Below are 14,309 nucleotides of genomic sequence, written 5' to 3' on the forward strand. Positions count from 1 at the left end.
CACCTTCCTTGCCACCTCCTCCCCATCCCCCCCGACCTCCCGTTGGGGTGCGACCGGCCGGTCGCACCGCTTCCGCACCTCCGCCGGCCTGCCCGGTGGTCGTGCTCACCGGTGACGTCGGCCCGGACACCACACGGTGGCCGACGTCGGCGCCTCCGAGTCGCAGGTCTTCCCCGGGGCTAGGGGGCAGTAGTGCCGGGACGTGGTGTCTCAGCCCATGTGCGGGTAACGGTGGTCGGTCGGCGGGACGAACGTCTCCTTGATCGTCCGGGCGTTGACCCAGCGGGTGAGGTTGAGGATCGACCCGGCCTTGTCGTTGGTGCCCGAGGCGCGGGCCCCGCCGAAGGGCTGCTGGCCGACGACCGCGCCGGTCGGCTTGTCGTTGATGTAGAGGTTGCCCGCCGCGAAGCGCAGCCGCTCCGACGCCGAGGTGATCGCGTAGCGGTCCTGGGCGATGATCGAGCCGGTCAGCGCGTACGGGGAGACACCCTCCATCTGGTCGAGCACCGCGTCGAAGTCCGCGTCGTCGTAGACGTGCACGCCGAGGATCGGGCCGAAGTACTCCTTGACGAAGATCTCGTCGGTGGGATCGGCCGACTCCAGGATGGTCGGCCTCACGAAGTAGCCGGTCGAGTCGTCGTACGAGCCGGTCAGCACGTTGATCGAGTCGAGCGAGCGGGCCCGGTCGATCGCGGCCCTGTGCTTGGCGAACGCCCGCCCGTCGATGACCGCGCCCATGAAGGTCGACAGGTCGGCGGCCACGTCGCCGACGGTCAGCGACTCGGCGGTGCCCACCAGCTCGTCGCGGATCACCGACCAGACCGAGCGCGGCACGTAGGCCCGGGAGGCGGCCGAGCACTTCTGCCCCTGGTACTCGAAGGCACCGCGGAGCAGCGCGGTGGCGAGCACACCGGGATCGGCGGAGGGGTGGGCCAGCACGAAGTCCTTGCCGCCGGTCTCGCCGACCAGACGCGGGTAGGACCGGTAGGAGGTGATGTTGGCGCCGACCGTGGACCACAGGTGCTGGAAGGTCGCCGTGGAGCCGGTGAAGTGGATGCCCGCCAGGTCGGGGTGGGTCGTCGCGACCTCGGAGACGGCGGCGCCGTTGCCGGTCACCATGTTGATGACGCCCGGCGGAAGCCCGGCCTCCTCCAGCAGGCGCATGGTGAAGTGCGCGGCGAACTGCTGGGTGGGGGAGGGCTTCCAGACGACCACGTTGCCCATCAGGGCCGGAGCCGACGGCAGGTTCCCGGCGATGGCCGTGAAGTTGAACGGGGTGATCGCCAGGACGAAGCCCTCCAGCGGCCGGTACTCCATCCGGTTCCACACGCCGGACGACGAGATCGGCTGGTCACTGAGGAGCCTGCGGGCGAAGTCCACGTTGAAGCGCAGGAAGTCGATCAGCTCGCAGGCCGAGTCGATCTCCGCCTGCTGCGCGGACTTGGACTGGCCCAGGATCGTCGCGCCGTTCAGCGTCTGCCGGTAGGGGCCGGCCAGCAGGTCGGCGGCCCGCAGGAAGATCGCGGCCCGCTCGTCGAACGGCATGGCGCGCCACGCGGGCGCCGCCCGCAGCGCGGCGTCGATCGCCGCGCGCACGTCGCCGGCGGTGGCGTCGGCCGTACGGCCGAGCACGGAGGCGTGGTTGTGCGGCTGGACCACGTCGATCGGGGCGCCGCCGCCCATCCGCTGCTCGCCGCCGATCGTCATCGTCAGATCCAGCTGGGCCCCGGCCAGCTCCTTGACGCGGTTCTCCAGCGCGGTGCGCTCGGCACTGCCCGGCGCGTAGCCGAGCACCGGCTCGTTGATCGGGGCGGGAACTGTGGAGATGGCATCCATCACTTGCCTCCAAGGGCACGAAGAAAGAAGGCGATGTTCGCCGGACGCTCGGCCAGCCGGCGCATGAAGTAGCCGTACCAGTCGTCGCCGTAGGGGACGTAGACGCGCATGACATGGCCGGCGCCCGCCAGGGCCTGCTGCCGGTCCGTCCTGATTCCGTAGAGCATCTGGTACTCGTAGTCACCGGGGGAGCGGCCGAACCGGTCGGCGAGCGTCTCGGTGATGGAGATCAGCCGGTCGTCGTGCGTCGCCACCATCGGGTAGCCGGCACCCGACATGAGAATGCGCAGGCAGCGCACGTAGGCCCGGTCGACCTCGTTCTTGTGCCGGTGGGCCACCGAGGCCGGTTCGGCGTAGGCGCCCTTGACCAGGCGGACCCGGGAGCCCCGGTATGCCAGGTCGCGGCAGTCGGCCTCGCTGCGGAACAGGTAGGACTGCACCGCGACGCCGACGGAGGGGAAGTCCTCGCGCAGGGCCCGCAGCGTCTCCAGCGTGGAGTCGACGGTGGTGTGGTCCTCCATGTCGAGGGTCACGTTCGCCCCGCAGGCGCGGGCGGCCTCGCAGATCTGCCGCGCGTTCTCCAAAGCGATCTTGTCACCGTCGGCGCCCAGCGCCTGGCCGACCGCCGAGAGCTTCACCGAAACCTCGGCGCGGTCGCCGAGTCCCAGCTCACCCAGGGGGCTGAGCAGAGTGGCGTACGCCCTGGCCGTCTGGGCGGCGGCAGCGGCGTCCTTCGTCTCCTCACCCAGGTGGTCGACGCTGACGGCCAGGCCCGCGGCGGCGAGGCGACGGATCACCTCGACCGCGTCCTGGGGCGTCTCGCCCGCGACGAAGCGGTCGACGACCTTGCGTGTCAGTGGTACGCCGGAGACCGCGCGCCGTACCAGCGGCAACCGGGATGCGCCGAGAAGGAGGGAACCGAGCATGTCTTCACCCTAAAACCCTGCTCAGGCCGACCATCATGTGCATCTGCCACGACCGGCGGGAAGAGTGTTCATACACATGTACGACAATGGTGAGGTGTTACAGGAGACAGTCGACGAGATCGCCGCCAGGCTCGGTGCCTCCGCCACCCTGGAGGACCGCTCGTTCCAGCTCCTGGCCTATGCCGCGCAGAGCGGTGACATCGACCTGGTGCGCCAGGAGTCCATTCTGCGGCGCCGCGCGACCGACCAGGTGCGGGCCTACTTCGAGGGATACGGCATCGCCGGCGCCCACGGGCCGGTGCGCATCCCCGCCGACGCCGACCTGGGGGTGCTCGCCCGGGTGTGCGTGCCGCTGCGGCACCGCGAGGTGACCTACGGTTACCTGTGGCTGCTCGACGACGGCACGCTCGGCGACGACGTCCTGGCCTCGGTCGGCGATCTGGTCTCCCGGGCCGCCGCGGTCCTCGCGCAGGAGGCCCGCAGCCGCCAGGACATGGGGGCGAGCCTGCGAGGGCTGTTCTCCTCCGACGCGGAGGAGCGTTCCTGGGCGCTGTCGCGGCTGGACCTGCGCGGTCCGGTGGCGGCGATCGCCGCCCGCAGCTCGTCGGACCGGGTCGCCGCCCTCTGGACGCTCCCGCGTGGCGTGCTCGCCGATCCGGCGTTCCCCGCCGGGGACGAGCCGCTGGTCGCGCTGCTGGTCCCGGCCGGCCAGGCGGGGGAGTTGGCGGGCCGGATCCAGGGCATGTACGGCACGGTGGTGGGTGTCGGCGCCCCCCGGGACGATCTCGCCCAGGCCTGGCGGAGCTGGCGGGAGGCCGTGCACGCGCTCGGCGTCGCCGGCCGGGTGCCCGCGCTGGGGCCCGTCGCCGACTGGTCGGGGCTGGGGGTCTACCGGCTGCTCGCCCGCATGTCCCAGGCCGGGCTGCGGGAACTGGCGGAGGAGGTCGCCGGGCTGGCCCGGGACCCGGAACTGGTCAGGACCGTGGAGAGCTATCTCGACCGCGCGGGTCACGTCCAGGAGACCGCCACCGCGCTCGGCGTGCACCGCCAGACGCTCTACTACCGGCTGGCCAAGGCCGAGCGGCTCACCGGCCGCGACCTCGCCGACGGCGAGAACCGCCTGCTGGTCCACCTCGCCCTCAAGGCGATCCGCCTGCTCTGAAAAGGCTCCGGCCGCGCTAAACGGCGGCCCGGTAGATCTTTACCCAGTCCACGTACATGCTGACCGTCGGCGGAGTGGAGCGGTTGCGGCACGGCGACCACTCGTTGCACGTCACGTCGTTCTGCAGCGCCAGGTGCATGGAGCGGCCCCTCGGCACGTTCGGCCCCCGGTAGTCCCACACCTTCTCACCGTCCAGCCAGAACGTCAGCCGCCCGGGCAGCCAGTCGACCGCGACCGTGTGCCACCGGGTGAAGTCGGCCCGCATCTGCCGCTGGGCCTGGGGGCCGTCGCCGCGGTGCACGAAGATCCCGCCCGATCTGCGGGCCGGGTCGATGATCTCGGCGAAGTCGATCTCCGCGTACTCTCCACGGCCCTGGTCGGACGGCCAGAGCAGGGCCACCGGGGTGTAGCCGGCGCCGCGCTCGGCCCGCAGCCGCACCTCCCAGCGCCCGTACCGCTGCGCCGAGCGGGTCGCGATGCCACCGGACAGGTCCCTGCCTGCCACGATGCCGCCCTTGAGCCGCAGGACGCCGCCGCCCACGCTCGTGGCCCGCCCGGTGCGCGGGTTGGTCTCGGCGTTGGGGGAGTGGTAGACGACCCACCTGCGGCCGTCGACCCGGGTGCCGTCGAAGTTCTCCACCAGGACGGGGGCGCCCCACCCGCGCTCGGCGGACGCGCTCTGTGCCGGTAGCGCGGAGAGCGTCAGGGCGGTGGCCAGGATGCCCAGGAACGTGCCACGAATTGACATGGGCCCATCAAAGCAACGATCGCACTCCAGTAACAGTGGTATTCCATTTTCGCATCCGTCCCACGAATTCGGAGGGTGCTACTCCGAGCAGGTTGTGTCACGATTTCGGACATGAGCGACATTGACGCCATACGGCGGGCACTGGCCAGGCTGGTGGAGTCCGGTGAGCTCCAGGCGGAGCAGGTGGAGCCGGTCACCCTCGCCGTGGGCGAGGCGCTGCGCGACCGGGGCGCCGGGGACCGGGTCAGATGGAGCGAGATCCTCGCCTACGTCGGCGGGGGACTCGTCCTGGCCGGTGCCGCCGCATTCGTCGCGCTGGGCTGGGAGCGGATGACCCAGCCGACGAAGATCACGGCCCTCGCCGTGGTCACCGTCCTGCTGCTGGCGGTGGCCGCCGGGCTCGGCCGGGCCGCGCGGTCCGCGACCGGCAGGACGGCCGCGGTACAGGGCAGGGTCGCCGCCACGCTCGCCGCGCTGGGCTCGGGTACGGCCGCTCTCTGCGCGGGGGTCGCCGCCGACCGCCACGAGGGGCTCGTCGCCGGCCTGGCCGGGCTGGTGGTCGCGGCGGTGGCCTACGTGCTGCTGCCCACCGCGATCGGCCTGCTGGCCTGCGGTGGGTTCGCCCTGCTCACGGTGACCGGCCTGCTGGACGTCTTCGTCAGGCAGGAGGGCGCCGGCTGGGGCCTCGCCTACGTCGCACTGGGCGTGCTCATCCTGGCGCTCGCCCTCGCCGGGCTGCTCGCCCCCGGCGACCTGGGGCTGGGCATGGGCGCCGCCATCGCGCTCTTCGGCGGGCAGTGGCCCGTCCTGTGGGACGGGGAGGCCTGGGGGTACTGGCTGACCGCGGTGATCGCGCTGGCCTGCCTGGCGCTGTACGGGCACCGGCGTACCTGGGTGCTGATCGTCAGCGGAGTGGCCGGGTTGACGCTCGCCGTTCCCGAGGCGGTCTGGGACTGGACCGACGGGGCCGTGGGCGGCGCGGTGATCCTGGTCCTGGCCGGGGCCGTCCTGCTGGCCGCGAGCGGCCTCGGGGTCGTGCTGCACCGCCGCGCGTCCCAGCCGTAGGGCCGCCTTCCGGTACGGACCCGTCACAGGTGAAGGACCGGGACTCCCGCGGGAGTCCCGGTCCTTCACCTGTGACGCATGGCCGACGGCGCCCGGCCGTCGCGGTGGGCGCGGTCAGCGGAGGGAACCGGAGAGGGCGACCTCGTAGACGTGGACGAGTTCCTGGCTGATCCGCTCCCACGAGTAGCGGGACCGGGCGCGGTCGGCGCCGGCGAAGCCGAGCGCGGTGCGGCGGGTCGGGTCGGCGAGGAGTTCGCGGGTCAGACGGGAGGTCTGCGCGGGACGGTCGGCGGGCACCAGCAGGCCGGTCACCCCGTCCACCACGGAGTCGAGGTGGGCGCCCACCGCCGAGGCGATGACGGGCACGCCGCAGGCCATGGCCTCCAGCACGACGACGCCGGCCGGAGCCTCCTGGGGCAGGGAGACGACCACGTCGGCGCTGCGCATCAGCTTGGCGACCGCGGAGTGCGGGATGTGCCCGAGAACGGTGATCCGATCGTCGACGCCGATCTCCTTGGCCAGCAGCATCATGCGGTGCGCGTCGGCGTCGTGCTCCAGGTCCGCGACCGCCGGGCCACCGGCGATGATCAGCTCGGCGTCGGGGATGCCCTCCAGGGCGCGGATCGCGGTGTGCACGCCCTTCTCCGCGGTGAGCGGCCCGACGTGCAGCAGGCGGGGGCGGGTACCGCGGGCGGAGGCCGGACCCTGACGGCGGAACCGCTCGACGTCGACGCCGCACGGGATGACCGAGATGCTGCGGCGCGGCACGCCCAGCCGGATCAGCGAGCTCTCCTCGTCGCCGCACCCGGCGATCACCGCGCTGGCCCGGCGCCCGATGGCCCGCTGCAGCCGCACACGCTTGGCGTCGCGGGGGTGCTCGCTGCTGAACGTCTGGGTGAACGGCACGTTCAGGCCGTTCGCACCGGCGATGGCGGCCAGCCCGCCGGTCCAGGAGTGCGCGTGGATGACGTCGGGGCGGTCCTGCCCCCAGCGGTGCATCAGCTGGTCGCCGAGGTCGGAAAGGTAGGGAAGGACGCCGTCTTCCGGAAGATCCTGCGCGGGCCCGGCGGTCAGGTGCTCAAGCGTGACGCCCTGCGACACGCGAACTTTGGGCTTGTCAAGGTCGGAGTTTCTCCGGGCGTAGATGGTGACCTTGTGTTCCCGGCCGAGTTCACGGGCAACGGCCATCAGGTGAGCGCGCTGGGAGGCGAGATCGGACTCGTCCTGGGTGGAGGAGAGAGCCTCGGAGGAGACGAATGCAATGTTCACGGCACACCTCTGGGAGGAGATAGGCATGGAAAGCCTGTTATTCCTTCAGGGGTGCCTGCGTCTTAGGCACACGTCTGCATTGCCCTAACCATACCCCGATCTCAGCCGGAGCCAAACCCGCAGGGTTCAATACCTCCTGCTCTGCCGTGACTCCTCGGCCCTGGCGCTCGGGACGTGCAGCTGGATCACACATCCATCCCGGTCGTTGTGGATGTCGAGGCGGTCGCACAGATGCCGGGCGATCCACAGCCCGTCCCCCGGTTCCGGCGCCGGTCCCGGTGGGAGGAAACCGGCGACCGGGTCGGTGACGCGCCTGCCCCGGCGGTCGACATGGCAGGTGATCGCGCCCAGCCGCTCCCACAGCCGTACCGTCACGGGCGGCTCCAGCAGGGTGGCCACCTCGTGGGCGGCGACCGAGAGCAGGGTCGCGCGGTCGTGGCTCAGTCCCATGAAGGAGGCCTGGCCGGTGACGAACGCCCGCAGGGCATGGAGCGTCTCCACGTGCGCGCCGGCCGAGCCTTCCTGCGGTTCGAGAGGCGGGACGGAGTCGCACTCGCCGATGAAACCCACCGGATCGGTGTACTCGGGGCAGGACACCATCGAGACGCCGTCCTCGGAGAGGGTGGGATGGGTGCGCCTCGCGGCGGCGACCACCGCCTGACCCGCGGTCCTGGTGTCGTACGGGCAGATCATCCAGACGTTGGTGCCTTTCAGCAGCAAGTTCAGGCCCGACTCCATGCGCTGCCAGGCCCGCACGTCGGCGGGCGCCCGGCCGGCCCACACCGGCTCGGCGAGGATCCGCACGTGACCCCCGCGCGGGGCCTCGGGCCCGCGCCGCTGCCAGTAGCGGTGGAAGGCCGTGGCGCGCTCCACGGTCCGGCGCCCCAGGAACGCGCTCTCCGCGTAGTCGACCAGGCGGCCCTCCCTGCCCAGGGCAACCGCCAGCAGCTCCAGATTGGCCGAGGTGGTCGTGACCATCACCGGATCGCCCTTGGCCAGCCCGTCCCGGACGAACGGCAGCGCGATCTCCAGGAAACGCCGGTCGGAGCCGTAGACCGCGGCCTGGTGGATGGAGGTCATGGAAGATCGTCGTGGTCGCGGGAGCGGCGGGGGCGCCCGTCGGGCCCGCTCCAACCGGCAGGGGGCCGACACATCGAGGGGGAGCCGCCCGGTCTCGGAGCCGGCCCGTTCCAACCGGCAGGGGGCCGACCCTGAAATGATCTCATTCTCCGCCCCACCTGGCCGGACACGGGCGCCGCCGGGTGCGGTCCCTCGTCGCTCGGTGAGACCGGCAGGCCACGCCGAGTTAGCCAAGTTATACGACACGCAGGGCGAGTATCACGATCTCATCCCAAACTCTCCCGCCGGAGAACGCGTGCCGGTCCTCCTCCACCGTCTTGACGATCTCGGCGGGGGAGCGCGTCACGCAGCGTGCCAGCACGTCGGCCAGCCTGGTCTCGCCGTAGGACTCACCGAGCTCGTTCTGCGAGGCGACCAGGCCGTCGGAGTAGAAGACCAGGGTCTGGCCGGAGGCCGGCGTGAGCTCCTCGGTGAACATCTCGGCCTCAGCGGCGATGCCCAGCGGCACACCGCCCCCCGCGGTGAACCGCACCCCGCCGTCGGGCTGCAGCAGCGCGGCGGGGTGGTGTCCCGCGCTGGCCAGCCTGATCTTGCGTGCCCGGATGAAGCCGGTCACGGCCATCACGAACATGCCGCTGTGCTGGGCGGTCAGGGCCTGGTTCAGCTTGCGCATCACCTCACCGGGGTCGGATTCCCAGACGCTGAGCACGCGCAGTCCGTTGCGGACCATGGCGCTGACCGACGCGGCCTCCTCGCCCTTGCCCGCGGCGCCCCCGAGGGCGAAACCCCACCCGTCACGTGTGCGGAAGACGTCGTAGAACTCGGCGCCGACCGGGCTGGAGCCCGCGTTGTAGATGGCGGCGGCCTCGAATCCGGGGATGTCCGGCAGGCTCCGGGGCACCACGCTGGTGCGCAGCGCGTCGGCGGCCCGCGAGCGGGTCTGGAAGCTGCGCCGGGCGCGCAGTGCGAGCCCCAGATGGACGCCGATCTCCTCCATCACCCCCAGATCGGCCAGCGAGAACGGTTCACGGTCGCGCAGGCGCACCAGGGTCAGGGAGCCCAGTACGTCGTCCTCGCCGCCGATCGGCACGATCAGCACCGAGGCGGCACCCATCACCCGCAGCAGGGGCGGCCCGCCGGGGACGTCGCCGAGCAGCCCCTCGTCCTCCAGCATCTCGTGCACCACGCCCGAGCCGCCGGTCAGCACGTGCGCGACGGCCGGTGCGGTCAGCGGGTTCAGCTGTTCGGCGAGGCGGACCAGCTGGGTCACCGGCTTGTCGCTCGGGCCGAGCACGCAGGCACGGGCGGGGACGCCGTCGCGGATCACGTCGGCGATCACCCAGTCGGCCGACTCCGAGGCCAGCAGCCGCGCGGCCCTGGTGACGGTCACCGGCTGGCGCAGGCTCTCCTCGTCGAGCAACAGGCGGGTCATCCTGGCCAGCAGTTCCTGCCGGCGTGCCGCGGCCATGACCAGGGTGGCGTCCGACCGGTCGGCGGGGCCGTGGGGCGGCCCCGCCACCTGCGCCTCCAGCGGCAGGATCATGACTGCGACCATCTCCTGCGGCTCACCCGGCATCGTCAGCCGGGTGACGGCCAGCTGCACCGTGTGCGCGCGGCCCTGGTGGGCCAGCCGCGTCTGGAACGTCGCGGTCTGACCGCCCTGCTGGACCGCCGTCAGGTGCGAGCGGAACGCCGCCCGACGGGAGACGTCGACGAACAGCGGGAACGAGCGGCCGATCAGATACCCCGCCGGGCTGCCGAGCATCCGGGAGGTCTCGGCGCTGATCCGCCGGACCACACCCGAGGCGTCCAGCACCACCACCGGGACGGGGAAGGTGCGGAAAACCTGCCGCAGTAGCTTGAGCTCCCGCTGCGATCCGCTCTCCCGCTGGCCCGACCGCCTGGGCGCCTTGCGCAGCTCGCGCACGGAGGTCTCCAGCAGCTCGCGGGCGGTGTCGAGCTCCGCCAGCGCCGCGTCAAGTGTGGACCGAGGGTCGGCGGGGTAGGCGGACTTCGCCTCGCGCAGGGAGGAGACCCTGGCGCTCAGCGCGCTCAGCGCCTGCTCCAGGCTCTGAAGGCCAATGGCGTCGGTCAATGCTCGTCCTCGTCAGGGGCCGGAGTGGGCTGGTCCCGTCGTAGACGGTACGCCACCCGGATAGGTCGAATCGATCCGTGGTCGGATAGTGGTTAAGTTAGTGACACAGGGAGGGGAGTCGCGAGATGGACATGGTCACTCCCGTTCTGGCCCGGGATCTGGCGGTCCTCGGCAGGGTCAGCGAGGAAACGTCGAGCGAGAGCGTGCTACGCGGGCTCACAGCCACCCTCGCAGGTGGTGTGCCCGGTTGCGCGGGCGGGTCCGCCGAACTCTGGCGCCAGGAACGCATGGTCGTCTCAGCCTCTCACAGCGAGCTCATCGTGCTCCTCGACGGCGAGGAGGAACTCGGTGAGGGGCCTTCGACCGAGGCCCGCGCCACTGGACGCCACGTGGTCGTCCAGGACGTCCTGCGCGAGTCCCGCTGGCCGGCGTACGTCGGTATGGCGGTCCGCTGCGGCATCCGCTCGGTTCTGGTGATGCCGATCACCATCGAGCACGCCGTCCTGGTTCTCGGCCTGTACGGCGTGCGTCCCGGCGTCTTCGCCGCCAGGAACGTCCCACCGCTGGCCGACATGCTCGCCGAGCAGGCAGGGGTGGCGCTCGCCAATCTGTGGGACTACGACGAGGTCCGTACCGACGCCGCCCAGATGCAGGAGGCCCTGGCGGGCCGGGCGATCATCGACCAGGCCAAGGGCATCATCATGAAGTCCAGCGGCTGCTCGGCCGAGGCCGCCTTCGACGAGCTGCGCCGTATCTCCCAGCACCACCAGGTGAAGGTCGCGGACCTGGCCAGGCTGCTGGTCGACGAGCACCAGCGCAACCAGGGCGAGAAAACCGGCTGAGCGGGCGTCCGCCGGCGCCGTGTCGAGGGCGGTGAGCCGTAGTGGTGATCGGGCCTGGTGCCCACGGGACAGAGAAAAGGGAAGCCGATGATCCATCGACGGAGTGGGGGAGCGGGTGGCTGACCTGCTGCGTGTCTCTGTCGCCGAACTGGCGGACGGCGCCGCCGACGGCCCGTTGCTCGACATGTCCAAAGGGGTGTGCGAGCCGATCGTGGGGGTGGAACTGGACGGCGGCGCCGACGCGGCGACGCTGGACCGGGCGCTGACGCGGGCACGCGCCTGCGACCGGCTGCTGATCGGGATCGCCGGGAAGCCGTTGCCCGCGCAGGCGGTGGGTCTGACGCAGGCGCTGGATCTGACCCTTGTCGGGACGGCCGGGCCGACCGGACGCGAGTGCGTCGCCGTTCCCGACCTCGAGGAGCGGCTCACGGCCGTGCACAGCGCGGCGCTGCGCAATCCGCAGGCCTCCGTTGTCTTCGGCGCCGTCCTTAGGATGACGGAGGCACTGGAGGTCAGCACCGCGCTGGACGTCGAATCCCTGGCCTACTCGACCCTGCTCGGCGGCCCCGAGTTCCGCCGCTGGCTTGATGGCCGCCGCCGCCGGCCGGTGCCCGTGGCGGTGGCACCACCGGTGCTGATCGACCGGGCCGACGACCGTCTGCTGATCACGTTGAACAGGCCGGAGCGGCGGAACGCCTACGGACGGGAGGTCCGTGACGCCCTGGTCGAGGCCATGCGCCTCGCGGTGCTCGACGACACCGTTACCCGGGTGGTGATCGACGGTGCCGGGCCGTCCTTCTGCTCCGGGGGCGACCTCGACGAGTTCGGCACCACTCCTGATCTCACCATCGCGCATCTGGTGCGCACCCGCGGCGGCGCGGGAAGGCTCGTTCACGAGCTCGCGGACCGGGTCGAGGTGCGCGTGCACGGTAGCTGCGTCGGAGCCGGGATCGAGTTGCCCGCCTTCGCCGGAACCGTGATCGCCGACCCCGGGGCCACCTTCCGCCTGCCGGAAATCGGCATGGGGCTGATCCCCGGCGCGGGCGGCACGGTCAGCATCCCCCGGCGTGTCGGCCGCTGGCGCACCCTCTACCTCGCCATGACCGGTGAGCCCATCGACGCGGCGACCGCCCTGTCGTGGGGGCTGGTCGACGAGGTGATGCCGTCAGGGTGATCAGACGGGTCGCCCGGCCAGCCGGATGCCCCGCGAGGCGGAGGAGGGGCTCATGACGGAGTCATGGGCGACGCCGCCGCCGGGCGGCCGCGGTAGGCGTAAGGAGCCATGGAAAACGCCTCAGCCGAAGGCGGTGATCGCGTCGTCGATCGTGTCGTAGAGGGGCAGCCGCTGGGCCAGACCGGTGATCCACATCACTTTGGTCTTGGCGTACTCCACTCCGATGAGCGCGAACTTGGCGCCGGCGGTGGTGCTGACCTGCCAGTGGTGGACGATCAGCCCCAACGCCCGCGAGTCCATGAAGGTCACGCCGCCCAGATCCAGTGCCATGTCCAGGCCGTGCTCGCTCGTCTGTGCCGCCAGGTAGTCGGCGAACTGGTCCCTTGTCGTCGCGTCCAGCAGGCCCGTCACCCGGATCACGTTGATCCCACTGACGAGCGCCGACGTGAGAGTCAGGGCTGCAGATCTCTCGCCGTTCTCCGACACCGTCACTCAGAGCCTCCTCGCACCATTCGATTAGCAACCTTACTGTTACCTGCGGGCGAGTAATACTCCAGGATTCAGGGGAATAGTGGAACCAGAGGTCCAGCAGAGGGCCTCGCCTCGAAAATCAGTCGAGGCGATGCCGTCTGCCCGGACGTTGCTCCGTGGTCGGCTCGCCCGACAGTAATACCAGGGAGCAGCAATGTCTGTTCAGGCACTCGACATCACCGACATGACCGCTGAGGACCTCCTCGCCGAGATGTCCCTGCCCGAGGTCTCCGACCACCGAGCCGAGCGCCTGCGTGAGCGCATCGTCGAGATGCACCGCCACCTCGCCATGGAGATCGCCCGCCGCTACCGTTACCGCGGCGAGCCGATGGAGGATCTTCTGCAGGCCGCGTACGTGGGGCTGATGAAGGCCATCAACGGCTTCGACCCGACCCTCGGGCATCCCTTCCGCGGCTACGCCGTGGTCACCATGACCGGTGAGGTCAAGCGCCACTTCCGCGACCGCACCTGGGCCATTCGCGTCCCCCGCGTCTACCAGGAGCGCAGGGCCGAGCTGAACCGCCTGGTAGCCGACCTCAGCCAGGAGTTCGGCCGTGCCCCCACGGTCGCCGAGCTGGCTGTGAAGATGCACATCTCCGAAGAGGACGTCCTGCTCACCCTCGACGCCTCCGCCGCCTACAGCGCGCTCTCGCTGGACGCCCCCCTCGGCGCCGACGACGACGCGGCGGCGCTTGGCGACGTCATCCCCGAGGAGGACGACGCGCTGGGCACCCTCGTGGACCGCGAGGCGATCAAGCCGTTGATCGACAAGCTGCCGACGCGTGAGAAGAACATCCTGCTGCTGCGCTTCTTCGGAAACATGACCCAGGCCGAGATCGCCGCGGAATTCGGGATCTCCCAGATGCACGTCTCCCGTATCCTGCGAAAGGTGCTCGACCAGCTCCGTGCGGAACTTGTCGCCGAATGCTGAATACACAGTCTGTTACCGGGCACCTCAGTCGGCGACAACGGACGTGGCGTAAGGTGCCTTTGAACGAATCCCGGATGCTGAGGACGACAGCGGACCGGGACAGGGGAGGCGGATCTCGGGTGAACGAGGACGGTGTTCGTCCGGCTCGCTTCACGGCGAGTGGCGCCCGTTCCAGGATTTCTCCCGCGGGGACCGCGGTGGCCGAACTCGCCTTCTGCCTTCCCGATCTTCCCGACGTGCGCGACTTCGCCGCCGCCCAGGCCGTGCGGAGCGGCATGTCACAGGACGGACTCGCCGATTTTCTGGTGGCGCTGAACGAGGTGGCCACCAACGCGGTCACCCACGGCCACACCAGCGCCAAGGCCATGCTGCGGATGTGGACCGTCGGCCGGACCCTCGTCGTGGAGATCCACGACGAGGGGCAGTGGGACCCCGGGCCCTCCCCGGGGGAGACGCCCCCGGGGCCGCACGCGACCAGCGGCATGGGCCTGTGGGTGGCCCGGATGGTCAGCTCCGACATCAAGTTCGAGACCGGGGCCGCGGGTACGTTCATCACCATGTCGTTCAAGGTCTAGCCGTTCTTCCCGGCCCTTCGGGGCCGGGCACGGCCGTTGGTGAGCTGGCCAGCCATGTGCCGCATGCGCTGTGGG

Annotated in this window: 13 protein-coding genes; 6 read left to right on the forward strand and 7 right to left on the reverse strand. The window is 71.0% G+C overall.

Annotation, left to right across the window (positions count from 1 at the left end):
* Positions 1–210: 210 nt before the first annotated feature.
* Both pruA and ACWD3H_RS46325 read right to left on the reverse strand, forming a co-directional pair.
* Positions 211–1,836, reverse strand: a complete 1,626-nt coding sequence (gene pruA / locus ACWD3H_RS46320; protein ID WP_355569163.1) for an L-glutamate gamma-semialdehyde dehydrogenase — start codon at positions 1,834–1,836, stop codon at positions 211–213.
* Positions 1,836–2,762: a proline dehydrogenase family protein gene (locus ACWD3H_RS46325; RefSeq protein WP_451959604.1), complete on the reverse strand. Its 927-nt coding sequence runs from the start codon at positions 2,760–2,762 to the stop codon at positions 1,836–1,838. Before ACWD3H_RS46325 ends, pruA begins: the two co-directional genes overlap by 1 nt.
* 94 nt (positions 2,763–2,856) lie before the next feature.
* On the opposite strand from ACWD3H_RS46325, the gene ACWD3H_RS46330 reads away from it, so the two are divergent.
* Positions 2,857–3,924 (forward strand): PucR family transcriptional regulator, encoded by a 1,068-nt coding sequence (locus ACWD3H_RS46330; RefSeq protein WP_451959605.1) that lies wholly within the window; start codon positions 2,857–2,859, stop codon positions 3,922–3,924.
* Between the two features lie 16 nt (positions 3,925–3,940).
* On the opposite strand, the gene ACWD3H_RS46335 is transcribed toward ACWD3H_RS46330, so the two are convergent.
* Positions 3,941–4,672 carry a glycoside hydrolase family 16 protein gene (locus ACWD3H_RS46335; RefSeq protein ID WP_355569154.1) on the reverse strand — a complete coding sequence of 244 codons (732 nt, stop codon included), beginning with the start codon at positions 4,670–4,672 and terminating at the stop codon, positions 3,941–3,943.
* 111 nt (positions 4,673–4,783) lie between these two features.
* Here ACWD3H_RS46335 and ACWD3H_RS46340 point away from each other — a divergent pair, with 111 nt between their 5' ends.
* Entirely contained in the window at positions 4,784–5,737 is a 954-nt protein-coding gene (locus tag ACWD3H_RS46340; protein WP_451959606.1) for a hypothetical protein, read from the forward strand.
* A gap of 114 nt (positions 5,738–5,851) precedes the next feature.
* On the opposite strand, the gene ACWD3H_RS46345 is transcribed toward ACWD3H_RS46340, so the two are convergent.
* The 3 genes from ACWD3H_RS46345 to ACWD3H_RS46355 all read right to left on the reverse strand — a co-directional run bounded on the left by ACWD3H_RS46345 (position 5,852) and on the right by ACWD3H_RS46355 (position 10,181).
* Positions 5,852–7,006 carry a glycosyltransferase gene (locus tag ACWD3H_RS46345; protein ID WP_355568538.1) on the reverse strand — a complete coding sequence of 385 codons (1,155 nt, stop codon included), beginning with the start codon at positions 7,004–7,006 and terminating at the stop codon, positions 5,852–5,854.
* A gap of 126 nt (positions 7,007–7,132) precedes the next feature.
* Positions 7,133–8,086 (reverse strand): sensor histidine kinase, encoded by a 954-nt coding sequence (locus ACWD3H_RS46350; protein WP_355568541.1) that lies wholly within the window; start codon positions 8,084–8,086, stop codon positions 7,133–7,135.
* 235 nt (positions 8,087–8,321) lie between these two features.
* Entirely contained in the window at positions 8,322–10,181 is a 1,860-nt protein-coding gene (locus ACWD3H_RS46355) for a SpoIIE family protein phosphatase (protein WP_451959607.1), read from the reverse strand.
* A 125-nt stretch (positions 10,182–10,306) separates the two neighbouring features.
* Here ACWD3H_RS46355 and ACWD3H_RS46360 point away from each other — a divergent pair, with 125 nt between their 5' ends.
* Together ACWD3H_RS46360 and ACWD3H_RS46365 are read left to right on the forward strand one after the other, a co-directional pair.
* Entirely contained in the window at positions 10,307–11,023 is a 717-nt protein-coding gene (locus ACWD3H_RS46360; RefSeq protein WP_355568549.1) for an ANTAR domain-containing response regulator, read from the forward strand.
* 115 nt (positions 11,024–11,138) lie between these two features.
* The gene (locus tag ACWD3H_RS46365) at positions 11,139–12,197 is read left to right on the forward strand and encodes an enoyl-CoA hydratase/isomerase family protein (protein WP_451959608.1); all 1,059 of its coding nucleotides are present in this window, start codon (positions 11,139–11,141) and stop codon (positions 12,195–12,197) included.
* A gap of 120 nt (positions 12,198–12,317) precedes the next feature.
* Here the strand turns inward: ACWD3H_RS46365 and ACWD3H_RS46370 are convergent, their stop codons facing one another.
* Positions 12,318–12,689, reverse strand: coding sequence for an STAS domain-containing protein (locus ACWD3H_RS46370; RefSeq protein WP_350930133.1), 372 nt, complete (start codon positions 12,687–12,689; stop codon positions 12,318–12,320).
* A gap of 193 nt (positions 12,690–12,882) precedes the next feature.
* Here ACWD3H_RS46370 and ACWD3H_RS46375 point away from each other — a divergent pair, with 193 nt between their 5' ends.
* Together ACWD3H_RS46375 and ACWD3H_RS46380 are read left to right on the forward strand one after the other, a co-directional pair.
* Entirely contained in the window at positions 12,883–13,659 is a 777-nt protein-coding gene (locus ACWD3H_RS46375; protein ID WP_433377789.1) for a SigB/SigF/SigG family RNA polymerase sigma factor, read from the forward strand.
* A 197-nt stretch (positions 13,660–13,856) separates the two neighbouring features.
* Positions 13,857–14,234: an ATP-binding protein gene (locus ACWD3H_RS46380; RefSeq protein WP_451959609.1), complete on the forward strand. Its 378-nt coding sequence runs from the start codon at positions 13,857–13,859 to the stop codon at positions 14,232–14,234.
* Positions 14,235–14,309: the final 75 nt, after the last annotated feature.

Source organism: Streptosporangium sp. NPDC002607, assembly GCF_053592655.1.